Origin of the sequence: Cecembia calidifontis (assembly GCF_004216715.1) — a bacterium.
Lineage (GTDB): Bacteria > Bacteroidota > Bacteroidia > Cytophagales > Cyclobacteriaceae > Cecembia_A > Cecembia_A calidifontis.
In genome coordinates, this window is record NZ_SGXG01000001.1 from 1,234,954 (window position 1) to 1,260,687 (window position 25,734).

Consider the following 25,734-nt stretch of genomic DNA (forward strand, 5'->3'; position numbering starts at 1 on the left):
AAAAACTCATCCTTTTTTGGGATGAGTTTTTAGGGGTTGACATTACCATTCAAATAGCCCTTCATTGAGGCTCTTGAGGGCATCATTTTTATATTTGGCATCTAACAGTAAGGAAACATTGTGTCTGCTTCCGCCGTAGGATACCATTCTGATAGGAAAATCAGCCAGACAGTTCAAGATTTTGGCCAAGGTACCTTTTGATTCCGCAATCATATTTCCTACAACAGAAATAATGGTTTGGTTTTTATCCACTTCTACCATTCCATAGGCCTCCAGTTCTTTGACAATCTCGCTGAGATGGCTGAGGTCATCAATGGTAACCGATACTGCCACCTCAGAAGTGGTGATCATGTCTATGGATGTCTTGTATTTTTCAAACACTTCGAAGACCTTCCTCAGGAAACCATAAGCAAGAAGCATCCTGCTGGATTTGATTTTAATGGCCGTGATCCCGTCTTTGGCAGCCAATGCTTTTACCCCCGTCCCCTGTTCTTTTCCAGTGATGGTAGTTCCGGCTGCCTCCGGTTCCATGGTGTTGAGTAGCTTCACCGGAATGTTGTACAATTGAGCAGGCCAAATGGATGCGGGATGCAATATTTTGGCGCCAAAGTAAGCCAGTTCAGCAGCTTCATCGAAAGATAGCTGTGCAATGGGACGGGTTTTGTCGACCACCCTCGGGTCATTGTTGTGCATTCCATCGATATCTGTCCAGATTTCAACGACATCGGCATTGACCGCCGCTCCAATAAGGGAGGCAGAATAATCCGATCCGCCCCTTTTTAGGTTGTCCACTTCATTTCTGTGGTTTTTACAGATATAACCTTGGGTGACGAAAATCCTATCATTCGGATAATTGGCCAGAATGACTTTGATTTTCTCCGAAATTTTCTTCAGTTCGGGCTCTGCGTTTTCATCGATACTCATGAAATCAAGGGCCGGAAGGAAAACGGCCGGAATATCCAATTCCTGCAAAAGCGTATAGAAAAGTTTGGTTGAAAGCAATTCTCCTTGTGCCAAAATATCCCTATTGATGGCTTCATTGAAGGAAATTTTCAGGATGATATTGAGAAACTCGAAGTGTTCTTTGATGATTTTCTCGGCTTTTGCCCTGGCAGCCTCTGTTTTCAACAAATCCTTATAGAACTGCAGGTAGTGGGCATGTAAAGCATCAATTCTTTCCTTGGCCAAATCTTTATTGGCAGCGGCCAAAGCTTCCCCGATACTTACCAGGGCATTTGTCGTACCGGAAAGGGCAGAAAGCACTACGATTTTCTTTTCGTTGTCTCTGGTAATCAGGTCTTTGACCTGATGCATTCTTTCGGGTTTTCCTACTGAGGTACCCCCGAACTTCATGATTTTCATATGGTCAGTAAGGTTTGAGTTTTCTAAAATCCAAGCATTTTGATGGCGGTAATAGCCGCTTCATCTCCTTTGTTTCCGTGCTTGCCACCCGCCCTGTCTAATGCCTGTTGCATGGTATTAGGTGTCAAAACTCCAAAGATTACTGGTTTGTTATATTTGAGACTGACATTGGTAATTCCATGTGCGACTGCATCGCAGATGAAATCAAAATGTCTGGTTTCTCCTTGGATCACACATCCCAAGCAGATGACGGCATCTATTTCTTCTAATTCGGCCAACCACTGTGCCCCAAGAGTTAATTCAAAGGATCCGGGGACATTTTTTCTGAAAATGTTTTCCTTTTTGGCACCGTGTTTCAATAAAGTATCTACCGCAGCAGAAAATAAGGATTCGGTCACTTGGTCATTCCATTCTGAAACGACGATTCCGAATTTTTTATGGGAAATGTCCAGTATGTTTTTGTCAGAATACTGGCTCAAGCTTTTCAATGAAGTTGCCATATTTTTTTATTGATGTATGAAAACAAAAAAGAGTAAGACTTTTGGCCTTACTCTTCTTAAATGCTTGGGTACAACAAAGCATTACTTAGAGGCAAGGCCTTCCAAGCGCGCTTTATGCTTTCGAGCGTTGGTGTATTCGAAAGACTCGTAGTATTTGTCCTCTATGATACCGTAGGTTTTGATGGCATTTTCGATATCTCCTGCTTCTTCATAAGCAATAGCCAATTTGTTCAGGTATCGGGGTGCAAAATGCTTATTTTCTTTATGATTTACCGCTTTCTTGTAAGCAGCGATGGCATCCTTTGTATTTCCCAATTCCAAATAAGCATCACCCAAAAGCGCATAAGCTCTGGCCTGAACGAAATAATCATCAGCAGAGAACTTTTTCAAATGGTCGGCAGCTTTTTGAAACTGACCTTCAGAAAGATAAATGGAACCAATGTAGAAATGGGCCAGATTAGCCGCAGCTGTTCCGCTGTATTGGTCTACAATTCTAAGAAATCCTGCATTGGAACCGTCTCCGTTCAAAGCAAGGTCAGTACTGTCCTGTTCGAAATAATATACAGCCTGGAACATTTCTGCCTGGGCCTTTTTGTTTTTGTTCTGCTTATCAATCTGGAAATAAAGGACACCGGCGATAATCAGGATTACCGCAATTAGGATACCTCCGAAGACTTTGGAGTTCTTTTTGATGAATGCTTCACCCCTTTCCAGCCTGCCTGCAATCTCTTCCGGTTTTTCCAAAAGCTCGTATTCTACTTCAGGAGCTTTTTTCGTTTGTTTCTTAGCCATTCTATAAAATTTTTCGCCCGCAAATATAAGGCTTTTAATTAATTCACAAATAGAAACAAAAAAACCAGCCATGAACAGACATACCTTATTCATGGCTGATTTTTTTGATATTTTATTCCATTACGAAAGGATAGTCTTCTTGAACATATACATCCTTGAAGGCATCCATGCCGTCAGGCCAAGGAGATTCCTCAGCGAATTTCACGGCGTCATCTACTTGTTTTTTCACCCTTGCATCAATTTCGGCAATTTCTTCTTCCGTCAGGATATTATTCTCCATAATGGTAGCTTTTACTTGCTCGATCGGATCCCTTTGCTTGTATTCCTCAACTTCCTCACGGGTTCTGTATTTTTGAGGATCGGACATCGAGTGTCCTTTATATCGGTAGGTTCTGAATTCCAGAAGGGTAGGACCTTCACCTTTTCTTGCCCTCTCTGCTGCTTCTGCTACTGCTTCATGAACTGCTTCTACATTCATACCGTCAACAGGGAATGAAGGCATGTCATAAGCCTCTCCAATGGTATAGAGTTCAGTTACATTGGAGGTTCTTGCTACTGAAGTACCCATGGCATAGCCATTGTTTTCGATCACAAAGATCACAGGGACTTTGTACAACATGGCCAAGTTGAAAGCCTCGTGAACAGCACCTTGTCTTACGGCACCGTCACCCATGTAACAGATGCAAAGGTTTTTGGTGCCCTTGTATTTTTCGGCAAATCCGATACCAAGGCCCATAGGCACCTGAGCACCTACGATACCATGGCCACCCATGAAGTTGCGCTCTTTGTCAAAGATGTGCATAGAACCGCCTTTACCTTTGGTAGTTCCTGTGGCTTTGCCATAAAGTTCGGCCATAACTGCTCCTGGATCAGTTCCCAATCCAAGTGGATGTGCATGGTCTCTGTAAGCGGTAATCCACTTGTCGTCTTTTTCAAGAGCGGTGATGGCGCCGGAAGCACAGGCTTCCTGACCTATATATAAGTGACAGAATCCTCTGATTTTTTGCTGCCCATAAAGTTGTCCGGCTTTTTCTTCAAACCTTCTCATCAACAGCATGCTTTCGTACCAATAAGCGTAAGTTTCTTTAGAGTATTTCGCTTTTGCTTTGGTCGCTGAACTCTTTTTTGCCATATCGTTTAATGTAAAATATGCTAAATTAGGCCCCAAATATAATCAAATGGGCTGAATTTTAAGGCCGAACGCGAAAATAGTCAAAAACCTCACAGATTCTGCAAGATGCACCTCAAAAATATCCGCTTACAACAATTTAAAAATTATCCCAAAGCGGAGGTGCAGTTTTCCAAAGAGATCAATTGCTTTGTAGGCCTTAATGGAAGCGGCAAGACCAACCTATTGGATGCCATTCATTATCTCTGTCTGACCAAGAGTGCATTTAACGGAGTGGACAACCTCAATATCCTGCATGAAAAGGACTTTTTTACTGTCTTTGGTGATTTTGAGCTTGAGGGTAAAGAATTGGAAATCAGGTGCATTTTCGAAAGTGGCAAAAGAAAGCAGCTCCTGCAAAACGGAAAAGCTGTCGATAAAATGAGTGATCACGTAGGTCTGCTTCCGGTGGTGATGATTGCCCCTGATGATACCATGCTGATCAAGGATGGAAGCGAAGAAAGGCGCAGATTTTTTGACAATATGCTTTGCCAGTTGGATAAAACATATCTTGATAATTTGATACGTTACCAACATTTTTTGAAGCAACGTAACGCACTGATCAAACAATTCGCGGATAAGGGAACTTGGGACAAAAATTTTATTGAGCCTTATGACAGAGAAATTATACAGCTTTCCAAACAGATAGCCAAGGACAGGCAGGCTTTTTTACAGGAATACGAGCCTCTTCTGACGGAATACTATTCGGAGATTTCTGAAAATAGGGAAAATATCAAAATCAGCTTTGAAACGCAATGTCTTTCAGAGGATTTTGATAAGGATTTCAAAGCAAGTGCCCAAAAAGACCTGATCTTAAAAAGAACCAATATGGGAATCCATAAGGATGATTTTGTATTTGAAATTGAAGGATACCCTATCAAAAAATTTGGTTCCCAGGGCCAGCAGAAGTCCTTTGTAATTGCGCTTAAACTTGCCCAGTTCCAGATATTTCTAAGCCACAAAAAGACCAAACCCATCCTGCTTTTGGATGATATCTTTGACAAGTTGGATGATGACAGGATCAGAAAAATGATGGGATTGGTAGCCGATCATCGTTTTGGGCAATTGTTTATCACGGATGCAAGGCCCGAAAGATCCAAGCAGATCTTAAAAGAGATAGGTGCTGAATGTAAGTTTTTTATGATCGAAAAAGGCAAAGTTACTGATTGGAATCAGTAACCGTTTCTCCTTTTTCTAATCTGCGCGTCCACCGAATATTTACCCGCTCCCATTAGGAATTGCACGATAAAGATGAGTAGGAAAAGCAAGGCTTTTTCCTTTTGGGCAAATGGATCTTCCGCATGCACAATAAAGCTCACCACAGTCATTGTGAAGATCAAAGGAATTAAGGATAATCTGGTCATAAAGCCCAATGCCAACAGGATGGAACAGAAAAATTCTGCGAATATGGTGGCTTGTAAGGACATTGCGGGACCTAGGCCGATAGGATCCCTAAATGTGGTCAGCCTAGCGCTAAAGTCTGCAATTTTTGCCCATCCATGGGTCATCATCATAAGGGAAGAGCCAAGTCTTAGCAAAAGAAGTGCTACATCCATTCCCCAAGAAGAAGAGGAAAAAAACAACTTTTTCATGTTTTCGGTCTTTGTGAATGTTGTGGTCTATTTCCAAAATTAACAAGAAAAACATATCCTCTTGTTATATTGGGGCGTTAATTCATCAATTGTCAACTATTATTTCAAAAAAAAACATGAAACGTATCCTTTTATTTCTGATTACACTTTTGGTGGGTGGCCAGCTTTACGCCCAAGGGCCTTCTGCAGGTTTCCTTGAATATATGAACGGGATACAGCAACTGATCCAGAACGATTTATATGGAAGGGTATCAGCGGTATTGTATGATGTGGAAGAAACACCAAAGCAAAGTGTTTTTCTGGATTTTTGTAAAAATGTGGAAAGGGATTTCCAGGCACACTATTCAAAATATGCTGACAAGTTAAGTCCTGAAGAAAAAGATGCTGCAACAAAGTTTACCCAGACCATGATGATCCAGTTGGGAGAGCTTTATCTTGATAGGGCCCAGGAGTTGGAGGTCAGTGAAAGATTGGTATTTTTCAGGACATTTATGCATGAAATGGGATATGATAAAAACCTTACTTCTTTGAATGAGGATATTTCCAGGGCGATCATCATGGGCATTCATTCTGCCATGAACATTCCCTTTGGCATGCCTACCCAAGAAGTGGTAGCTTATATCTATAAGGAGGAAGAACCCATCAAGGAGCTTTACCATGCCGCATTTATCATCAATGAAATGGCCATGCTCAATGAAAGCTATGATGAACTGGAGGCCATGTCAGCCGGATTCAAAAAAGAGTATCCTGCATCCCGTTTTCTTCCGGCTTTGAACACTACGCTTGCTTCCCTTGAAAACCTAAGGGAAGGGGCATTGGTGCAGGATTTTTCTTTTGTTGATATGGAAGGCAAAGAAAGAAAGCTGTCTGAATTTAAGGACAAGATCATCTATTTGGATCTTTGGGCATCCTGGTGCGGACCTTGCATCAATACCTTCAAAACCAAAACCCCTGATTTCGAAAAGAAATTAAGAAATCGGGAAGATGTGGTGCTGATGTATATTTCAATTGACGAGAAACCTGAATCCTGGAAAAATTACCTGGACAAGAACCCCATGAGAGGGGTACATTTGTTTGCGGGAAAAGGTTTTGAGGCAGATATCATGAGGTATTTTAAAGTTTGGGGTATTCCCCGGTACCTGATTATCGGAAAAGACAACAAACTCGTTAGCCCGAATGCTCCTAGGCCGGGAGATGAGGCTTATGAGGCCTTGATTGGTTTAAATTAGTTGAAGAAAAAGAGGCTGACCCATATTTGGGACAGCCTCTTTTTTACAGATTTAACAAACCAAATGAAAGTTTGATTAGGCCATTCTACTTAGCCAATTTTTAAATTCTATTTCAATTTTATTGATTAAAACTTTTTACTATTGACTAATTTCTTCCAAAGTTTGAAGATCCCATATGCAATTAAAATAAGTAAAGTGAGATTGATTAACTGGATAGATAAACCTATCACATCCCAAGAAGAAGTAAATATGGTTAATTTCATTGTTTTCTCAGTTTAAGGGTTTTATTCAATTATTTGGATCCAATGAGTTGTTCCTGTACAGCCATCAACTCTGATTCTCCAATTTGTGATTTCTGTAACATATACAGTTCCAATGTTTGGATAATTAATGGAATAGACTAAAGTGAAAGTATAAATTCCTGAATAATTATAATTATTATTGGATCCAGCAGTTTGTGAATTTTGAAAATTATTTCTTCCTTAAGAAACACCTACAGTTAATCCGCCCAAAGTTGCTTGAAAATTTTCAATTAGGCTAGATCCTGAACCTATATTAAAGGTTACGTCAATATAAACTAAAGGATTACCTGAATTAAGCCGTCCGTATACGGATTGAGCATTTTGAATACACTCAATCTTATTTGAAGATGACAAATCAATTTCACTTGATTGATTAATTGAATTATATTCAGAAAGGAATTTCCTATATTCAAGTCATAAATGCAACACTAAGGGTTTAAGGGAAGGAACCTAGGTTCCTTCCCTTAGGCTGAAAATATTAATTTAGTGTTGTCATGAATAAATTTAAACATCTCAGCCAGGAACAAAGGTACCAAATAGAGGCTTTATTTAGAAACGGAACTTCCCAGACCAAAATCGCTGCGATTATCGGTGTCAACAAAAGTACTGTATCCAGAGAACTTCAAAGAAATACCGGCAAGAGGGGCCGTTATAGCGGTGAATATAAGGCTGCAGTTGCCCAGAACCGTACAGACGAAAGACATAGACTCAAGAGAAAGCGAATCAAATTTACCGAGTCCCTTAAAGAAGAGGCCCGCAAATTCCTTGTTGTTGACAAATTGAGCCCAGAGCTAATATCGGTCACCTGGAAGAAACAAGGTAAAGAAGGGGTTTGTCATGAGACACTCTACAACTGGATATTTACTGCCAAAAAAAGTAGCCATTGGAGATACCGAAGGGACAGGGAGCTTTACAAGAATCTCCGGCATGGTAAAAGAAAGCGTAAGAGAGGTAATTACAGGCATACCAGAGGAATTATCAGGGAGAGAGTTCCAATTGACCAAAGGCCTCCTGTAGTTGAAAAAAGACAAAGGATAGGAGATATTGAAGTAGACCTTATGATGGGGAAAAACCACAAATCAGCTCTTTTGGTACTGGTGGACAGGGCAACCTTGGTTACTACCATAGAGAAACTTGATGGTAAAAATGCAGATATCATTGAACAGAAAATAGCAAAGAGAATACAGAGAATTGGTGCTTCGTTCTTCAAATCAATCACTTTCGATAATGATATGGCATTCGCAAACCATTATAAAATCAGAGATAAATTCAATATCCCAACATTCTTTACAAGACCATACACTTCACAGGATAAAGGAACAGTGGAAAACAGAATCGGACTTATCAGGGCTTTCCTGCCAAAGGGTACTGACCTCAATCAAATCTCTCGGGAACAGATCCAAAATATAGAAACCAAAATCAATAACAGGCCAATAAGAAAGTTTAATTATCTTAGTCCTATCGAATGTCTAATGAAAAAATTAGGCGTTGCATTTATGACTTGAACATGGCTTTTTCCAAGTCAATTCCATTCTGGGAATAAAGATTTTTCAAGTTTTCCAAATCATAAGATTGATTTGAAACAAGCCTTAAAAAATCTTCAAATTCATTTAAATCATTTACTTTAAACCCTTCAGAAACATTTTTTTTGATTCCTTCTAAATTGAAGTTGTATTTTATTACAAGATCTTCATTCCCTTGACGCTCTAAATTAAAGTTTTCTTCATTTTCGAAACAAGATGTTAAAACGAGAAAAAGCAACCCCAAAAATAAAAGAGATTTTACTTGATGTGTTTTGATGTGTTTTGATGTGTTTTCATTTTTTTAAAAGTTTAGTACTTTCAAATGTAACCGCTTTATTTCACCTAAAAAATACCTAACGTTAGGTATTTTTTAGGTGGTCACTTATGGAATTGGGCCGTATTCAAGAAGCTATTTTTCTTAATCAACAAAAAAAGACTTTAGACTTTGGGTTTTCCCCAAAGTCTAAAGTCTGAAATAGGTTGTTTATAGTCAGGTCTTTAACTTAAAAAGTATTGGGTAGGACATTAAATCCCTGACTTAGAAAATGAGAAAGTTTTATTACCCCCACAGATTTTCAGGATATTCCCCGGAGTCATGCATGTTTTTTAAGGCTGCGATGACAACAGGTCTGTCCTCGGTATAGGTAACCCCAAACCAGGTCTTACCTCCTGCTAGAATTTCAAAAGCAGCTTTTCCTTCCTGTATCAGGTTGTTGGCTACGGTAGGGATATAAAATTCAGATTTGATATTTTCTTTGTTGGCAGGTAAAAATTCATCCCACATTCTCTGAATATCTCCAAAAACTGCCGGATGGAATCCCCAGAAGTTCATGGATACCGGAGTCCCTGGCTTGATTTCAATTTCTTCGCCTTCTCCACGGGACACTATTTTGTCCCCTTCTCTGGCAATGGAGGTTCTCTCCACCATACCCACCAATTGATTGGCCTCATTCATGGTGCAGACACCCCTGCTGACCGTTCCGTTTTCTGAGAGTACATTTTCTATTGCATAACCCACCATGGCATGAAGGTTTGGCTGCACACCATTGGTCAGGAATTTGCCCAATACCTCAAAAGCTTCCCTGCCATAGAAATCATCTGCATTGATTACAGCAAATGGTTCGGAAATGGCGTCTTTTGCACAAAGCACAGCGTGGGCAGTCCCGTAAGGTTTTACCCTGTTTGGGTTTCTATAGGCTTCCGGAACAAAGCTATCAAGGGATTGCAGTACAAAGTCCACTTCTATTTTTCCTTCCAATTTCGGAAGGAACAAGTCTTTTGCCATCTGTAGGATTTCTTCCCTTACGATCAGCACCACTTTGCCGAAACCGGCACGGATGGCATCATAAATGGAATATTCCAAAATTGTTTCACCATGGGGTCCAAAACCGTCGATCTGCTTATTGCCCCCATACCTGCTGCCCATACCTGCAGCCAATACCAAAAGTGTAGGTTTAGTGTTCATATTTTTCTTTCAATCAAAACGAGGCTCAAAATTAGGCTTTTCCATCTTTTCAAAAAGAATTGTGGCATTAAATTTAAAAAATGCGGTTTTAAAGGATTACTGGTTTAAAAATTAAGGGCATAATCAATTTTAAACAAAGAAAATTTAAATCAGGGCTCGTTAAAACAACCAAAAAATGAAAAAAACAGAAAATTTCACAAAAAACCGGTTAAAAAATGAATCCATTTTTGCATTTGTGGTAATAATTGTCTTAGATTAGCGAAGATTTCCTATTAAACCCGTTGTAAAATTGTCTAAAATGAAAAAAATCGAAGCAATTATTAGAACATCCAAATTTGAGGATATACACCAGTGCATAGCCGGGCTGGGGGTAAAATTCTTCACCTTTTACGAGGTAAAGGGAATGGGGATGGAGCATGCCAAGCCACAGACGTATAGGGGGATTGCTTATGAGCCTGCCTATATTCCAAGGACCAAGATTGAGATAGTCACAGCTGATGAACATGTGGATGACATCATCAATTGTATCCTGACTACCGGAAGGACCGGTGAAGTGGGCGATGGAAAAATCTTTGTCTATGAAGCCCTTCAGGCTTATCGTGTCAGAAACAATGATACGGGAGAAGAGGCGCTTTGATTTCCCTTTTCGCACCCAATCTCTTCATCTCAAATCTTAAAAATCTAATCTTTCAAACCTATGAATCAAGAATTATTTACTATCAATAACCTCTGGATGATGGTGGCCACCATTTTGGTTTTCATCATGCACCTGGGCTTTGCCAGTTTGGAGGCAGGGCTTACCAGAGCAAAAAATACTGTCAATATCCTGTTCAAAAATACCATTATTCCCGCAATAGGCCTGCTTACCTATGCCTTTATAGGCTTTAACCTGATGTATCCCGGTGAAGGATTCGCCGGAGGGTTTATTGGTTTCACAGGAGTGGGGATTTCCTTGCCTGAAGGCTGGAATACCTTTGCTTATAACGAAGGTTATACCTTTTTTACTGATTTCATCTTTCAGGCGATGTTTGCTGCCACCGCAGCTACCATCGTTTCGGGTGCAGTAGCGGAGCGGATCAAATTGGGTCCCTTCATTACCTTTTCCATCCTTTATGTGGGTATTTGTTATCCCATCGTTGGGATGTGGAAATGGGGAGGAGGTTTCCTTGATGCTTTGGATACTCCCTTTTATGATTTTGCAGGATCTACCATTGTACATTCCGTAGGCGGTTGGGGTGCCCTGGTAGGAGCGTTCCTATTAGGACCAAGACTGGGAAAATATACAGAGCATGGCATGAGGGCTATTCCGGGGCATAGTATTCCTATGGCTACCATCGGGGTGTTTTTGCTTTGGTTTGGGTGGTTTGGCTTCAATGGAGGTTCCGTACTGAGTGCTGACCCTGGTACAGTGTCCCTGGTATTTGTTACCACTGCCATCGCAGGAGCGGCGGGCGCATTTGGTGCTTTGATCACTTCATATATCAAATTCAGGACTTATGATATTACCATGGTGCTGAACGGTATTTTGGCAGGTTTGGTAGGCATTACTGCCGGTGCTGACCTGATGGGTGTTGGAGAGGCTGCCATCATTGGCTTTGTGGGAGGTATTTTGGTAGTTTTGGGCGTTGTGTTCTTTGACCGTATCAAAATTGACGATCCAGTGGGTGCCATTTCTGTCCATTTGGTGGGTGGAATTTGGGGAACCTTGGCAGTTGGTATTTTCGGAGACCTTGCAGGAATTCAGCAAGTGATTTCCCAGTTGATTGGCATCGCAGTGGTAGGTGCTTTCTGTTTCTTGACCAGCTGGCTGATTTTCTTCTCTTTGAAAAGAAGTATTGGAATCCGTGTAGAAGAGAGGGAGGAACTGGAAGGCTTGGATATCAACGAGCACAGCATGCAGGCTTATCCTGATTTTGCTCCAAAAGATTAATTCACTATCACGCTATAAAATAAAAAGCTGGTCCGTTCAGGGATCAGCTTTTATTTTTCAAAAGTATAATATGGATCAGTAGGCCTTCAAACTGATATCCAAGCTTTTTACCTGATGTGTCAGCGCTCCAACGGAGATAAAGTCCACACCACATTCAGCCACCTCTTTGAGGTTTTCTTCGGTGATTCCTCCTGAAGCTTCAAGGGGATATTTCCCATTTACCATTTGTACCGCTCTTCGCATGGTGTCATAATCCATGTTGTCCAGCATGATATAGTCTATCCCTCCAATACGGAGCGCTTCTTCCACTTCCTGGAGCGTACGGGTTTCGACTTCAATTTTTAGGTTCAGCTTTTTTTCAGTGAGGTATCTTTTGGTGTTTTCAATGGCATTTTTGATCCCTCCTGCAAAGTCAATATGGTTATCCTTCAACATCACCATATCATATAAGGCAAAGCGGTGATTGACCCCTCCCCCTATCCAAACAGCCCATTTTTCCATTAACCTGAAATTGGGTGTGGTTTTGCGGGTATCCATCAGCCGGGCCTTGGTATGGTGCATGAGTTGCGTCAATCGGTGTGTCTTTGTGGCAATTCCGCTCATCCTTTGCATACAATTTAATACCAGGCGCTCGGTGGTCAAAATAGAAGTTGCCTTACCTTTAACCCTAAGACCGATATCTCCTGGTTTGACTTGGTCCCCATCTTTAAGGAGCAATTCAACCTGAAGGGAAGGATCAAATTGTTTAAAAATCATCTCAGCCAATTCCAAACCGGCAATTATTCCGGATTCTTTGATCAGCAGTTGAGCTTGTCCCATGCTATTGTGTGGGATTGACCCCAATGTAGAATGGTCACCATCACCCACATCTTCTTGGAGGGCTTGTGCAATAAACTGATGGATTTTTTCAGGATGAAGGTAGGCAGGTCTGTTCACAGGGCAAAAATAGGGAAAAATCAGTATTCCCTTAGTTTTTTACAATGTCCAAACTGTAAACTTTAATTTCATTCTGTTCTTTTCTGCCACGGATAAACACACGGAATGCTGTTTCTTCTGATTTGTAACTTCCAATGTAATAGATGATCTGTTCGGAATTGTTTCCTTTATGAAGCAACTGAAAGTCTATGGGAGGAAATTTTTTGAAAAAATCTCTCATCACTACTTCTGCCTGATTTTTGGAATAATCCCCTTGATTCCCATTGATATTGATATCTATCCCTTGGGCAAAGAATTTTGCCAGATCTTTACTGGACCCGGACTGAAATACCACGACAATTTCCTCAATGGAGTTACTTTGAGTAGTGGTGGTTTTAGCCTGGGTGTAAGTTAAAACAATTAAGAAAAGTATGCCGATGTAGAGTAGTTTTTTCATCGGGAATAATTTTAACAAATTTTAAGCCAAAAATTAGTTTTGGCTAAAAGTCCGCATATTTTTCTGTTTTTTTCTGTTTTCGAAATTTTAATGCGGTGTTTTTTGTTGACCTGATAAAGAATCCGCATTTTTACAGCCACTTTGTAAAAAAGGATGCATGAATCCGCACAACAACATGATGGAAAAGAAAGTATTACTGATGATTTTGGATGGTTGGGGACTGGCGACCAATCCAGCCGTATCTGCCATTGATAAAGCCCAAACTCCTTTTATAGACAGTTTATATCTTAAATATCCCCATTCCAAATTAGATGCTTCCGGATTGGCTGTAGGCCTACCTGAAGGACAGATGGGCAATTCTGAGGTCGGCCACATGAATATAGGAGCCGGTAGGGTAGTTTATCAGGATTTGGTCAAAATCAACAAAGCAGTGAGCGATGGGGAACTGAATGCCCATCCTATTTTGGTGGAGGCTTTTGAATATGCCAAAGCCAATCAAAAAAAGGTTCACTTCATTGGTTTGGTGTCTGACGGTGGTGTCCATGCCCATATCAATCACCTCAAGGGACTTTGTGATGCTGCCAAAGCAAATGGCCTGAAAGAAGCTTATATCCATGCATTTACGGATGGTAGGGATACCGACCCCAAAAGTGGGGTACATTTCCTCAATGAACTGAAAGAGCATTTGCAGCATTCAGTAGGCAGTATCGCGTCTGTGGTTGGTAGGTATTATGCCATGGACAGGGATAAAAGATGGGAAAGGGTGAAACTGGCCTATGATGCCTTGGTACATGGAGAGGGAGAGAAATCTAAAGATATCATTGCATCCGTGGTAAAATCCTATTCCAATGGAGTAACCGATGAATTTATCAGGCCGATCATTCAGGCAAATGGGGATAATAAGCCCCTTGCAGTCATCGAAGAGGGAGATGTGGTAGTCAACTTCAATTTCAGGACTGATAGGGGAAGAGAGATTACACAGGTACTTACTCAGCAGGATTTTGAGGATTTTAAAATGAAGAAACTCAAACTTCATTACATCACTTTTACCAATTATGACGATACTTTCCAAGACGTGAAGGTCATTTTTGAAAAGGATAACCTGAACAATACCTTGGGAGAAGTACTGGAGGCTAACGGTAAAAAACAGATCAGGATTGCTGAAACTGAAAAATACCCTCATGTAACCTTTTTTTTCTCAGGAGGTAGGGAAAAGGAATTTGAAGGAGAAAGCAGGATTTTATGTCCTTCCCCAAAAGTGGCTACTTATGACCTTAAGCCTGAAATGAGTGCTTTTGAAATTGCCAGTAAGATCAAACCGGAATTGAAGAAAAGGGAAGCGGATTTCATCTGTCTGAATTTTGCGAATGCGGACATGGTCGGACATACAGGGGTATTTGAAGCCGCAGTCAAAGCCTGCGAAGCTGTGGATAAATGTGCTCAAGAGGTCATCACCCAGGCCCTGGAAAGTGGTTATACCACCATTGTGATTGCTGACCATGGCAACAGTGATGTGATGATCAATGAAGACGGCACGCCGAATACCGCCCATACCACGAACCTCGCTCCATGCATTATGGTCGATGACCAGGACAGGTTGGAAGTGAAAGATGGAAAACTGGGCGACCTTGCCCCTACCATATTACATCTTATGGGGCTAAAAATACCAAAAGAAATGACAGGAGATGTTCTCTTGAAGTAATATAGATCATATATTTAGAGCCGGTTTTGGGACTTTCCAGAACCGGCCATTTGTTTTACAACTGACCACTTACAAGCTTATTACCCAAATCCGTATGAAAATGAAATATTTCATCAGCAGTGTTATTTTGCTCACTTTGTTCTGGGGCTGTAATAATATTTCTGATTCAGGAAAAAGTGAGGAACCCAGCTATTTCCCTGTCAAAGAATATGTGGAAGTACATGCTGCCAAACTTGACGGGAAAACACTCTACAAAGAAGTGACCATCAACGGTGAAACTGAAAAAACAGAAGGCCCCGTCACTTTAGATGAATTGATGAAGGAGCTGGATTTTTTTATCAAAGCAGATATCAATAGCCCGGCATTGAAGGATGCTTATGATACTGAACGCAGCCGGAGATACCTGATCCACACATTAAAGGAAGGGGCAAAGGGGAAAGTGAAAAAAATTGTGGTGCAGTATTATGATGAAAACGTGAAGGAAATCAGTTTTCATATGAAAACAGAAAATCCATTTTATGAATCCGAAACCAGGGGAGTCTTGTTATGGCATGCCTCTTTTTGGCTGATACATCAGTATAATATTGAGCATTATCAAAAGGTAATGTTCATGAAACCAAACCGAATGATCATCAAAGGGGATATATGGTAAAAAAAACGGGGCTTTCGATTTCGAAAGCCCCGTTTTTTTGGAATCAAATGATATCAAATCCCAGATAGGGTATCAGTACCTTAGGCATTTTTATACCTTCTTCAGTTTGGTTATTTTCCAAAATGGCAGCTACAATCCTCGGAAGGGCCAAGGCACTTCCATTGAGGGTATGGGCCAATTGGGTCTTTTTGTCTTCACCTTTAAATCTCAATTTGAGCCTGTTAGCCTGATAGGATTCAAAGTTACTTACTGAACTCACTTCGAGCCATCTTTCCTGTGCTGCAGAAAATACTTCCATGTCATAAGTCAGGGCAGAAGTGAAACCCATATCCCCACCGCAGAGCTTCAAAACCCTGTAAGGGAGTTCAAGTTTCTGCAACAAGCCCTGAACATAAGTGCTCATTTCTTCCAACGCTTCATATGATTTGTCTGGATGGGCAATCTGAACTATCTCCACCTTGTCAAATTGATGAAGCCTGTTGAGTCCACGGACATGAGCGCCCCAGCTACCTGCTTCCCTCCTAAAACATGGGGTGTAGCCTACATTTTTAATGGGAAATTCCAGTTCATTAAGGATGACATCCCTGTAAATGTTGGTAATCGGCACTTCAGCGGTAGGGATCAGGTACAGCTTGTCCATCGTTGCCTCATACATTTGCCCCTCTTTGTCTGGAAGCTGTCCGGTTCCATAGCCTGAATCTTCATTGACCAAAATAGGTGGCTGTATTTCGGTATAACCTGCATGCAGTGCTTCGTCCAAAAAGAAATTGATCAAGGCCCTTTGCAATCTTGCTCCTCTTCCTTTGTAGACAGGAAATCCGGCTCCGGTTATTTTTACCCCCAGGTCAAAATCAATGATGTCGTATTTTTTTATCAGTTCCCAGTGGGGGAGTTTATCTTCCGGTAAAACCGGGATTTCCCCATGTTGGAAGACTACTTCATTGTCCTCAGCTGATTTTCCTTTCGGCACAGAGTAATGGGGAACATTGGGAATGGTGTAGAGCAATTGTCTGAGGTCCTCCTCATAGGTAGTGTACTCTTCCTCTAAGGCTTTGATCTGTTCTTTGATTTCCGTGGTCCTGGTTCTGATTTTCTCTGCCTCTTCCTTTTTCCCTTCTTTCATCAGTATGCCGATCTGCTTGGAAATGCTATTGGATTCGGCCTGAAGGTTATCTCTCTTAAGCTGTGTTTCTTTCCTGTTTTTATCAAATTCCAAAACCTGATGCAGAACTGCTTCGGCATTCGGGAAGTTGCGTTTTTGCAAACCTTCCAAAACTATCTCAAAATTATCCCTGATGGTATTGACAAGTAGCATAGTCTGATGTGAAAATAAGTGTTGGGGACAAAGATAAACATGTTAATGAAAACCACCCTTCTGAAAAGGGAAATTGCATGGATCTTAATCCAAATAATATACCCTTTTCACACGGCTGCTGATATTGGTCAGGAGTTCATAGGGGATGGTGCCTATTCTTTCTGCCAGTTCTTTGAGAGAAATGCCCGGTCCATAGATGATGACTTCGTCTCCTTCTTTGACATTTAAGCCGCTGACATTGATCATGGTCATGTCCATGCATACGTTTCCGATTACAGGCGCTTTTTTGCCATTGATGAGAACATATCCTCTCCCATTACTGAACCTTCGGTCGTATCCATCGGCATACCCCAATGCAATAGTGGCGATTTGCCCATCTTCTGGCATTATACCTTTCCTGCTATATCCTATTGTCTGGCCTTTTTTAAGGTTTTTGACCTGGGAAATGGTAGTTTTCAGGGTACTGATGGGCTTGAGTTGCTTGTCGTATTTTCCAGTAACTTCTATGCCATAAAGTCCAATCCCCAATCGGACCATATCATATTGGTGTTCTGGATATTTTGCAATTCCAGCAGAATTAAGGGCATGACGGATTGGTTTATAAGCCAGATTTTCCATGATCTTTGCGCACATCTGATCAAAGGCCTGGAATTGGTCCCTGGTATAATTCTCATGTTCAGATTCATCTGCTGCAGCGAGGTGGGTGTATAGGCTGGCAATTTCCAATTGCGGATTGGCTTTGATCAATCCGATAAGCTCATCCATGTGAGTTTCCTCAAATCCCAGTCGGTGCATGCCTGTATCCAAATCCAAATGGACTTTCATGTGGGTTTGCTGGACCTCGCAGAATTTGGCAAGTTCCCTGAAAAATCCCGGGCTGTAAACCACCGGTTCCAATTGGTACGCTTTCAGGTGGATAAAAGATTCCTGCACAGGATTCAGGACCATAATGGGCAGCCTGATTCCCTCTTCCCTTAGCGCTACCCCTTCATCTGTGTAGGCAACAGCAAGATAATCGGCCTTGAGCTGTTGCAGGTGATTGGCAATTTCTGAAGCTCCCCCGCCATAGGCAAAAGCTTTTACCATGACCATAATTTTGGTTTGGGGCTTTAGCCTGCTTTTGTAAAAATTGTAATTGTTGGTCAGGGAATTCAGGTTGATCTCCAAGGTTGTCCCGTGAATTCTTTGCTGCAACCGGTTAACTATGGCCTCAAATCCAAATTTCCTTGCTCCGGTGACCAAGATAAGGTCATTGTCAAAGACGTCTGTTTGAAGATTTTGGAGCAATTCTTCTGTGGAGCTGTAAAATTCCTGCTGAATAGGGTTTTCTCCTTTTAGCCTTTGGATGTCTTCTCCCACTGCAATGAGGTAATCAATGCCATAAAATTCCAATAACCTGCCGACTTCCGCATAAACCTGAGTGGTATTTCCAACCTGAAGGAGATCGGATATGATCAGTACCTTTCTTTTTTTAGGCCTTTGAGCTGCCATAAAATCCAAAGCAAGCCTCAATCCTGCCAGGTCATTGTTGTAGGTATCGTCAATGATCAGACTTTCGTTGCAGCCAGGCTTCAAAGTAAGCCGCATGTCAATGGCTTTCAGGTGTTTTAGGCCTTCCTGAATGGCCTGGGGTTCCATGCCCAAAGTCAGTGCTGCGGTAATGACATGCCGGATATTTTCCAGGGAAGCCTCATCCGAAAAGGGGACCTGAAATGTAAATACACGGAGGTCAGGTCTCATCAAAAGGATTTTTGAACTTTGTTCCTCTTTCTTGACCGTAAAGGAATAATCTGATCCAATATTGTCGGACCATTCAATTAAGCGGTCAGAAGGAAAATTCTTTTTTAGGTAATCCGATATCAGGATGTGCTCTTTCCGGAAAATAATAAAATCGCTGTAAACAAAGAGTTTGGCCTTTTCCTCCAGTTTTTGTTGCATGGATTCAAATCCTTCCTCATGGGCTGTACCGATATTGGTGAAAATGCCCAATTGTGGCATCAACATGGCCGTTAAGGTCTCCATTTCATTGGGCTTTGAAATGCCGGCCTCCATTACAGCCACCTGATGCCCGGGATCAATTCCAAAAAGAGAAAGCGGTACCCCAACCTGACTGTTATAACTTTTAGGGCTCTTGGCCACAGCAAATTTTTGGGAAAGGACCTGTCCCAGCCATTCCTTGACGATAGTTTTGCCATTGCTTCCAGTAATGCCTACCAAAGGGCCCTTAAATAGGGTCCGTTGGTAAGCAGCCAATTCCTGTAGGGCTTTTAGGGTATTTTTGACTTTGATGAGGCAGGCCTGACCTGTAAGTGAAAAGGGGAGTTCAAAATCGTCCCGGACCAAAAATGCTTTTACCCCCTGATCCATCAGTTCAGGGATAAATTCATGTCCATCAAATTTTGCTCCTTTTAGTGCTACAAAAAGGGTGTTTTCAGGCTGAAGAATATTCCTTGAATCAATGGCTATCTGGGAAATTTCAATATCATCCAACGGCCCATGCTTTTCTGCATGTACCAGACCCACCAATTGATCCAATGAAAGGTTTTGCATCATATTCTAAAAATAAGGATTTGAATTTATTCTTCTTTCTTTTTGAAAAATACCTGCTTGACCCAGCGCGGCAAGAAAATAGCGCCCAAAAGAAGGTAGGGATAATAAGATAGTAACCTCCAAAGGATACTGGTCACGAAGGTATAACCATGCAAAAACTGCTGGAAGAACTGTGCAAAGAAAAACTCTGCTGTGCCGCTACTTCCAGGTGTAGGGGAAATCATCATCACGATCCACATGATGACCTGTCTGGCAAAAACGATGATATGCTCTGAAAAGGTCAAAGAATCATATGCACCGATAAGGGCATTCAGCATAAGGTATCTGGAGCTCCAGATAAAGATGGTTGCCCCAATGATCGGTAACCAATACCTGTAATTTTTCCCGATCAACTCTTTGGAAGCCTCAATGATCTGATTGCCAAATTCATTGGCAGAATACTTCCATTTCCTCAGCCATTTAACGGAATAAATTTTCAGTAAAACCCATTTGAAAACGCGGGGTCTATAAAATAAGGCTGCGGCCATGACCAGGGAATAAAATGCGTAAAGGGCATAACTGGTCCAAAAAAGCACTTCCAGACTTCGGCCTAATCTCATTTCCATTACCCTGCTGGCAGGGAAAATATTTCCCTGGGCAAAGAAAAGAATAATGGGTGCGCCTATTACAAAAAATAGGTTATCCAGAATAGCAGTGACCATGACATAGGCGATTGCCTTTCCCAGTTTGATGCCTTCTTTGTTCAGAATAAAAACAGCCACTGCTGTTCCCCCTACCACTGATGGTGTCACGGCAGAAGCAAATTCCCAAAGGATAATCACATACAAAGCCCTGGTCCAGGTAAGCTGTCGATCGGTAATTTCCCTGATCCTGTATATATAACCGGCATCTCTGCCAAGAATAACCAAAATCGCCAGGAAAATTCCCCAGGCAGAAGCATCAAAGACCCCCTTAAGCGTTTTCGTATTGACATTGGGATCCAGATAGAACATCAGAAAGACGATACCCACACCGATCAGAACCGGTACCCACACCTTGTTGGGGTTCAGGGTCTCAAAAATCTTTTTGTTATCTAACTTCATAGCTTATGCCGCAGGCACTTTTTCAATTTTTTCAACCCAAAAATTGTTGAATCCCTCACCGATAGTGATCGTGACAAGAGATAGTTGCAAGAGTTCCAAAATGGCCAAAAAGGTGTAAATCACAAAGATTTTATCCGGCTTGTAAGTGATAAAGTCAGAGAAGGGTACCCTGTCCTTGAAGCTGATTTTTTCCATGACGAAATCTTTCTGTTGCTCGATGGTATAGGGGTACTGTATGACTGTATGTTTTGTTTCATCTGTTCTTGAGGCATATTTGGACATTACTTTTTGGAAAACTTTCAACAGCTTATAGAGGTCCAGGTCCTGCATTTCAGAATCTACGTCATCTGCTTTTGAAAGTTGCCTCAATTCTGAGAGAATATTTCCGCGCTTTTCTTTCGAAAGGCGTTCCTCTTCCATCTGGGCGAGTTCGCCGATCACCGATTTGTACTTTTTGTATTCCAGCAAGTGCCTTACCAGTTCTTCCCTTGGGTCAATTTCTTCACCGTTTTCATCAAGATCTGGACGGGGGAGCAACATTTTGGATTTGATTTTCATCAATGTGGCAGCAAAGAGGATAAACTCGCTGGCCACTTCTATTTCCATTTTCTCCAATTGATGGATGTAATCCAAAAAATCCTGGGTGATTTTGGAAATGGGAATGTCATAAATATCCAGCTCATCCCTTTCGATGAAGAAAAGCATCAGGTCAAAGGGACCTTCGAATAAAGGCAATTTGATCTCGAAACTCACTGGATTGAAAATTTTTATGCTATTTTTACCACGGAATTAAACCCAAAGATATTTAATTAATGGTAAATTAAGCATTCGGATACTGAAAAGACTTTGTGAAAAAGCGATATCAAAAAGATTGCATTTCTTAAAAACAATTTCCAGGATTCAAATGTTGAATGCTTTTAAAAAGAAACATTTCTCAAATGGTAATAAAACCCGGTAAATTACTTGCACAGATCGACTCTCCTGATGATCTGAAGAAGTTTTCAAAAGACCAATTGGTTCAGATTTGTGATGAACTCAGGCATTTTATTATTGATAATGTTTCGGTTTTTGGAGGACATTTTGGCGCCAGCTTGGGTGTGGTCGAGCTTACTGTTGCATTGCATTATGTGCTCAATACGCCTGATGACCAATTGGTTTGGGATGTTGGACATCAGGCCTATGGCCATAAGATTTTAACCGGAAGAAGGGATAATTTCCACACCAACAGGCTTTATGGGGGTATATCGGGTTTCCCAAAAAGAAAAGAAAGCAAATATGATACTTTTGGCGTAGGTCATTCCAGTACTTCCATTTCTGCAGCGCTTGGAATGGCTGTTGCTTCCAAATACAAAGGAGAGCAAAGAAAACAGCATGTAGCAGTCATTGGAGATGGTTCTATGACAGGAGGTATGGCCTTTGAAGCGATGAACCATGCCGGTGTTTCAGATACCAACCTGCTGATTATTCTGAATGACAACTGTATGTCCATAGACCCCAATGTTGGGGCATTGAAGGATTACTTGACAGATATCACTACTTCCCATACCTATAACAAGGTCAAAGATGAAGTTTGGAACCTGTTGGGAAAATTCAGCAAATTCGGCGCTTCTGCCCAAGAGGTGATTTCCAAAGTGGAGGGGGCTATCAAGTCCGCTGTTTTAAAACAAAGCAATTTATTTGAATCTCTAAACCTGAGATATTTCGGACCGGTAGATGGTCATGATGTCAATCATTTGGTGGAAATCCTTGATGATTTGAGGGATATTCCAGGTCCAAAAATCCTACATTGTGTAACTGTCAAAGGTAAAGGTTATGAACCGGCAGAGAAAGGTAATAAAACCACCTGGCACGCACCTGGACTTTTCGATAAAGTAACCGGTGAAATCTATAAAAAGACGCCTACTTCACCTCAGGCTCCTAAATATCAGGATGTCTTTGGCCATACCATTGTTGAACTGGCAAAGGAAAATGATAAAATCATGGGTATTACCCCTGCCATGCCTTCCGGCTCTTCACTGAACATCATGATGAAGGAGATGCCGGACAGGGCTTTTGATGTGGGTATTGCCGAGCAACATGCAGTAACTTTCTCCGCAGGTCTTGCGACCCAAGGCTTAATTCCTTTCTGTAATATTTACAGCTCTTTCATGCAAAGGGCGTATGATCAGGTGATCCATGATGTGGCTTTACAGAACCTACAGGTCGTTTTCTGTTTGGACAGGGCAGGATTTGCCGGTGCGGATGGGCCTACCCATCATGGCGCTTATGATATTGCGTATTTCAGGTGTGTACCAAATATGGTCGTTTCTGCACCGATGAATGAAGAGGAGCTTAGAAATTTGATGTATACTGCTACCAAATTTGAGGGCCCATTCTCCATCAGGTACCCAAGAGGTCAAGGTGTAATGCCGGAATGGAGAACACCCATGCGTCAAATTCCAATCGGGCAGGGAAGAATAGTGAAGGAAGGGGAAGAAGTGGCCATATTAACTATTGGACACATTGGAAACTATGCAGTGACCGCCTGTGAGCAGTTGGCCAAGGAGGGACTCAACCCTGCTCATTATGACATGAGATTTGTTAAGCCTTTGGATGAGGAGCTATTGCATGAGGTGTTTGGTAAATACAAGAAAGTTATCACTGTTGAAGACGGCTGTTTGATGGGTGGATTCGGGTCTGCGGTATTGGAATGGATGGTTGATCATGGCTATCAGGCTCAAGTGAAAAGATTGGGTATTCCTGATGCCATCATTGAACATGGTGAGCAGATTGAGCTACATAGAGAATGTGGATTTGATCCGGAAGGAATCGCCAATGCCGTCAGGGCATTTGCAGAGGTTGAATTACCCAACAAGTAATTAGATTGATAGAAGCTTTTATCAAAGTACAATTCAAAAATTTAGGTGAAGCCCTGTTGTAATTCAGCAGGGCTTTTTCAATTTTTGATTGTTTGTTATATATCAAAGCCCCATCATCATGATTGCATTTACCCAACAAGGCTCAGGGCCGGCATTGATTTTGATCCATGGATTCTGCGAATCTAAGGAAATGTGGAAAACTTTTTCCGAAGACTTATCGGCCAACTACACCGTATATTGTCCGGACCTTCCGGGCTTTGGTGAAAGTCCTTTGATTGAACCCCACATTTCGATGGAAGAGGCTGCTGTTCTCCTTCAGGATTGGATGGAGGAAAATAACATCACCAAGCCTATTGTCATTGGTCATTCTTTAGGTGGATATGTGACCTTGGCTTTGGCAGAATTGATGTGGGATGGATTGAAGGCTATAGGCTTATTCCATTCAACTGCTTTTCCTGATGATGAAGAGAAAAAACAAACCCGCAACAAGACCATTGAATTTATCAAAAAACATGGTGTGGATAAGTTTGTAGAGTCATTTGTTCCTCCATTGTTTTCAGATCAACATAGGGCTGAGCAAGCAGATCAGATTGCTGGATTGATCCAATTCGGGAAAAAGAGCTCCCAAAATGGGATGATTGCCTTTACGGCTGCCATGAGGGATAGAAAAGACCGTTTTGAATTGTGGAAAACTTTTCCTTTACCGAAATTAATGATAGCAGGAGAGCTTGACCCTGCCGTCAAAATTGAAGCGAGTAGAAAACATCAACCTTATGCCACACACTATTATGAACTCATTGGAACAGGGCACATGGGGATGTTTGAGGAACCGGAAAAGACTTTGGGCATGGTAATTAAATTCCTAAAGCACGTTGCAAAATAAAGAAAAGGTAGATTTCGAAAGGCGTATTTCGGACTTGGTATGATTTTTCACCTAAATTTGAAGTCAATGCCATTGAAAGGATGAAATTGTTAGGAAATTATTCCCAACATTAATCGAGACTATTTATTATTTTATCTATCCCTTTGTTGTCTTGATGCTCCAAGAACCGGTTGAATTCCAGGAAGTATTTACCGGGATCCTGACCTACAAAAGCCTTATAGCGGTCCTCTTTTCCAGTATAAATTTCTTGTTTCACAGGGAAAGGCTGATGTTGCTTGACATAATCATACCAAGCCTCAAGGTCTTTGACTATGAAGGAAACGCTTGTTCCTTTTAGGTCCGTGAAGCTATGCATACCCCGTCTGCCATCCACCAAACCCAAATAACTTGTTTCTGATATCTGGTAGACTTTTGCCCAACCCTGATCTACCAATAGTTTGAAACCAATTTTTTCCTCATAAAATCGTTGGGCTTCTTGCATGTCTTCATAATACAACCACGTAACGGCTCCATAAAACCCTTCTTTTTTTGACCATTGTGATGTTGCCCCGCTGATCGCATCGTATTGGGGCAATTGTGGCATCAATTTTTCATTTTCAGGATGCTGTTTGAACTGTTCAAACTCGAGAAGGTATCCTTCAGGATCTATAGCCACAAATCCGTCATGGGCATTGTTTTCCCTGGGCTTGTATTCATATTTAATTGGCACTTTGTTTTCCTGGAGATATGCATACCATTCAGGAAGTCTATTGGTCAGTAGGGCAATGGCCACTGTCTTGGGCTCATCGGCTTTATGCCTTCCGATGGCTGCATCGACTAATGTTAGCCAGGCTTTTTCTGTGATTTTTACTGTCGTTGCAAATCCGTAATCGGATAGGACTTCAAGCCCCAATGTTTCTCCGTAAAACTTTTTGGCACCCTCTAAATCTTGATAATAGAGAAATACATTACTGCCCTTAAGACCAAAATCGGGTAAAGTTCTGAAATCAGTATTTTTTGAAAGCAACTGGTTAATATAATGGCTAGGATAACCTAAAAGACGGCCAAATCTTCTGGCCTCAGCTTCACCATTTTGCCCGGACCGTACAGTTTTTTTTAAGTCTCTGTAGGCTTGTAGCGCCTCAGGTTTATGAAAAATCAATACTTCTTTATTTTGTGCTATCCCTGCCGGAAAGAGTTGGGTAACTACTAGATTGGTTTCCCGAAAAACTCCAACACCATGCTTTGAAGCTATCTGCTGGGCTTTTTCCCAGATTTTATCCACCTCTTCTTTGAACATGGGTTCACTTAAGGCAATAGGTTTTACATCAGCTTCCACCATTTCTGCAAAAGCTTCCAAATGTCCTATTTGAAGATTTAAGCTTTGGTCTTCTGATGGAGTACAGGCCATCAAAAGTATTGATGAAGCAATAAGGAAGATGGTATTTTTCATCTGAACAATCTTGTGGTTTTCTCTA

General features: G+C 41.4%; 23 protein-coding genes. 9 read left to right on the plus strand and 14 right to left on the minus strand.

Features of this window, described 5'->3' with window-relative positions:
- Positions 1-42: 42 nt before the first annotated feature.
- The 4 genes from BC751_RS05285 to pdhA all read right to left on the minus strand — a co-directional run bounded on the left by BC751_RS05285 (position 43) and on the right by pdhA (position 3,786).
- Entirely contained in the window at positions 43-1,362 is a 1,320-nt protein-coding gene (locus tag BC751_RS05285) for an aspartate kinase (protein WP_130274628.1), read from the minus strand.
- A gap of 23 nt (positions 1,363-1,385) precedes the next feature.
- Positions 1,386-1,862 (minus strand): 6,7-dimethyl-8-ribityllumazine synthase, encoded by a 477-nt coding sequence (gene ribH, locus BC751_RS05290; protein ID WP_130274629.1) that lies wholly within the window; start codon positions 1,860-1,862, stop codon positions 1,386-1,388.
- An 81-nt stretch (positions 1,863-1,943) separates the two neighbouring features.
- The gene (locus tag BC751_RS05295) at positions 1,944-2,654 is read right to left on the minus strand and encodes a tetratricopeptide repeat protein (RefSeq protein WP_165389801.1); all 711 of its coding nucleotides are present in this window, start codon (positions 2,652-2,654) and stop codon (positions 1,944-1,946) included.
- Between the two features lie 112 nt (positions 2,655-2,766).
- Entirely contained in the window at positions 2,767-3,786 is a 1,020-nt protein-coding gene (pdhA, locus tag BC751_RS05300; protein ID WP_130274630.1) for a pyruvate dehydrogenase (acetyl-transferring) E1 component subunit alpha, read from the minus strand.
- A 105-nt stretch (positions 3,787-3,891) separates the two neighbouring features.
- On the opposite strand from pdhA, the gene recF reads away from it, so the two are divergent.
- Positions 3,892-5,001: a DNA replication/repair protein RecF gene (gene recF, locus BC751_RS05305; RefSeq protein ID WP_130274631.1), complete on the plus strand. Its 1,110-nt coding sequence runs from the start codon at positions 3,892-3,894 to the stop codon at positions 4,999-5,001.
- On the opposite strand, the gene BC751_RS05310 is transcribed toward recF, so the two are convergent.
- Positions 4,995-5,414 (minus strand): DoxX family protein, encoded by a 420-nt coding sequence (locus BC751_RS05310; RefSeq protein WP_130274632.1) that lies wholly within the window; start codon positions 5,412-5,414, stop codon positions 4,995-4,997. The genes recF and BC751_RS05310 overlap by 7 nt on opposite strands.
- A 116-nt stretch (positions 5,415-5,530) precedes the next feature.
- Between BC751_RS05310 and BC751_RS05315 the strand changes: the two genes are divergently transcribed.
- Together BC751_RS05315 and BC751_RS05320 are read left to right on the plus strand one after the other, a co-directional pair.
- Positions 5,531-6,643, plus strand: coding sequence for a TlpA family protein disulfide reductase (locus BC751_RS05315; protein ID WP_130274633.1), 1,113 nt, complete (start codon positions 5,531-5,533; stop codon positions 6,641-6,643).
- A 796-nt stretch (positions 6,644-7,439) separates the two neighbouring features.
- Positions 7,440-8,450, plus strand: coding sequence for an IS30 family transposase (locus BC751_RS05320; RefSeq protein ID WP_130273814.1), 1,011 nt, complete (start codon positions 7,440-7,442; stop codon positions 8,448-8,450).
- Here BC751_RS05320 and BC751_RS05325 read toward each other — a convergent pair.
- The gene (locus tag BC751_RS05325; RefSeq protein WP_130274634.1) at positions 8,440-8,712 is read right to left on the minus strand and encodes a hypothetical protein; all 273 of its coding nucleotides are present in this window, start codon (positions 8,710-8,712) and stop codon (positions 8,440-8,442) included. The two genes, BC751_RS05320 and BC751_RS05325, sit on opposite strands and share 11 nt — an antisense overlap.
- A gap of 315 nt (positions 8,713-9,027) precedes the next feature.
- Positions 9,028-9,933: a nucleotidyltransferase family protein gene (locus tag BC751_RS05330; RefSeq protein WP_130274635.1), complete on the minus strand. Its 906-nt coding sequence runs from the start codon at positions 9,931-9,933 to the stop codon at positions 9,028-9,030.
- 298 nt (positions 9,934-10,231) lie between these two features.
- Between BC751_RS05330 and BC751_RS05335 the strand changes: the two genes are divergently transcribed.
- Together BC751_RS05335 and BC751_RS05340 are read left to right on the plus strand one after the other, a co-directional pair.
- On the plus strand, positions 10,232-10,570 hold the full coding sequence (locus BC751_RS05335; RefSeq protein WP_130274636.1) for a P-II family nitrogen regulator: 339 nt from the start codon (positions 10,232-10,234) through the stop codon (positions 10,568-10,570).
- Between the two features lie 60 nt (positions 10,571-10,630).
- Entirely contained in the window at positions 10,631-11,863 is a 1,233-nt protein-coding gene (locus tag BC751_RS05340; protein ID WP_130274637.1) for an ammonium transporter, read from the plus strand.
- A 75-nt stretch (positions 11,864-11,938) separates the two neighbouring features.
- Here BC751_RS05340 and nadC read toward each other — a convergent pair whose 3' ends face one another.
- Both nadC and BC751_RS05350 read right to left on the minus strand, forming a co-directional pair.
- Positions 11,939-12,799 (minus strand): carboxylating nicotinate-nucleotide diphosphorylase, encoded by an 861-nt coding sequence (gene nadC, locus BC751_RS05345; protein ID WP_130274638.1) that lies wholly within the window; start codon positions 12,797-12,799, stop codon positions 11,939-11,941.
- A 31-nt stretch (positions 12,800-12,830) separates the two neighbouring features.
- Positions 12,831-13,235 carry a DUF4783 domain-containing protein gene (locus BC751_RS05350; RefSeq protein ID WP_130274639.1) on the minus strand — a complete coding sequence of 135 codons (405 nt, stop codon included), beginning with the start codon at positions 13,233-13,235 and terminating at the stop codon, positions 12,831-12,833.
- Between the two features lie 178 nt (positions 13,236-13,413).
- Between BC751_RS05350 and gpmI the strand changes: the two genes are divergently transcribed.
- Positions 13,414-14,937 (plus strand): 2,3-bisphosphoglycerate-independent phosphoglycerate mutase, encoded by a 1,524-nt coding sequence (gene gpmI / locus BC751_RS05355; protein WP_130277503.1) that lies wholly within the window; start codon positions 13,414-13,416, stop codon positions 14,935-14,937.
- Between the two features lie 100 nt (positions 14,938-15,037).
- Complete coding sequence (locus BC751_RS05360) at positions 15,038-15,589, plus strand: hypothetical protein (protein ID WP_242617378.1); 552 nt, start codon at positions 15,038-15,040, stop codon at positions 15,587-15,589.
- Between the two features lie 43 nt (positions 15,590-15,632).
- Here BC751_RS05360 and serS read toward each other — a convergent pair whose 3' ends face one another.
- From serS to BC751_RS05380, 4 genes are all read right to left on the minus strand, one after another.
- Complete coding sequence (gene serS, locus BC751_RS05365; protein ID WP_130274641.1) at positions 15,633-16,904, minus strand: serine--tRNA ligase; 1,272 nt, start codon at positions 16,902-16,904, stop codon at positions 15,633-15,635.
- Positions 16,905-16,988: 84 nt separating this feature from the next.
- A complete protein-coding gene (locus BC751_RS05370) occupies positions 16,989-19,457 on the minus strand; it encodes a bifunctional UDP-N-acetylmuramoyl-tripeptide:D-alanyl-D-alanine ligase/alanine racemase (RefSeq protein WP_130274642.1) in 2,469 nt (822 codons plus the stop codon).
- Between the two features lie 23 nt (positions 19,458-19,480).
- Complete coding sequence (locus BC751_RS05375) at positions 19,481-20,536, minus strand: lysylphosphatidylglycerol synthase transmembrane domain-containing protein (RefSeq protein WP_130274643.1); 1,056 nt, start codon at positions 20,534-20,536, stop codon at positions 19,481-19,483.
- A 3-nt stretch (positions 20,537-20,539) separates the two neighbouring features.
- The gene (locus BC751_RS05380; protein WP_130274644.1) at positions 20,540-21,289 is read right to left on the minus strand and encodes a segregation and condensation protein A; all 750 of its coding nucleotides are present in this window, start codon (positions 21,287-21,289) and stop codon (positions 20,540-20,542) included.
- A gap of 185 nt (positions 21,290-21,474) precedes the next feature.
- Between BC751_RS05380 and dxs the strand changes: the two genes are divergently transcribed.
- Entirely contained in the window at positions 21,475-23,394 is a 1,920-nt protein-coding gene (gene dxs, locus BC751_RS05385) for a 1-deoxy-D-xylulose-5-phosphate synthase (protein WP_130274645.1), read from the plus strand.
- Between the two features lie 118 nt (positions 23,395-23,512).
- Positions 23,513-24,277: an alpha/beta fold hydrolase gene (locus BC751_RS05390; protein ID WP_130274646.1), complete on the plus strand. Its 765-nt coding sequence runs from the start codon at positions 23,513-23,515 to the stop codon at positions 24,275-24,277.
- 109 nt (positions 24,278-24,386) lie between these two features.
- Here BC751_RS05390 and BC751_RS05395 read toward each other — a convergent pair whose 3' ends face one another.
- A complete protein-coding gene (locus BC751_RS05395) occupies positions 24,387-25,709 on the minus strand; it encodes a VOC family protein (protein WP_130274647.1) in 1,323 nt (440 codons plus the stop codon).
- Positions 25,710-25,734: the final 25 nt, after the last annotated feature.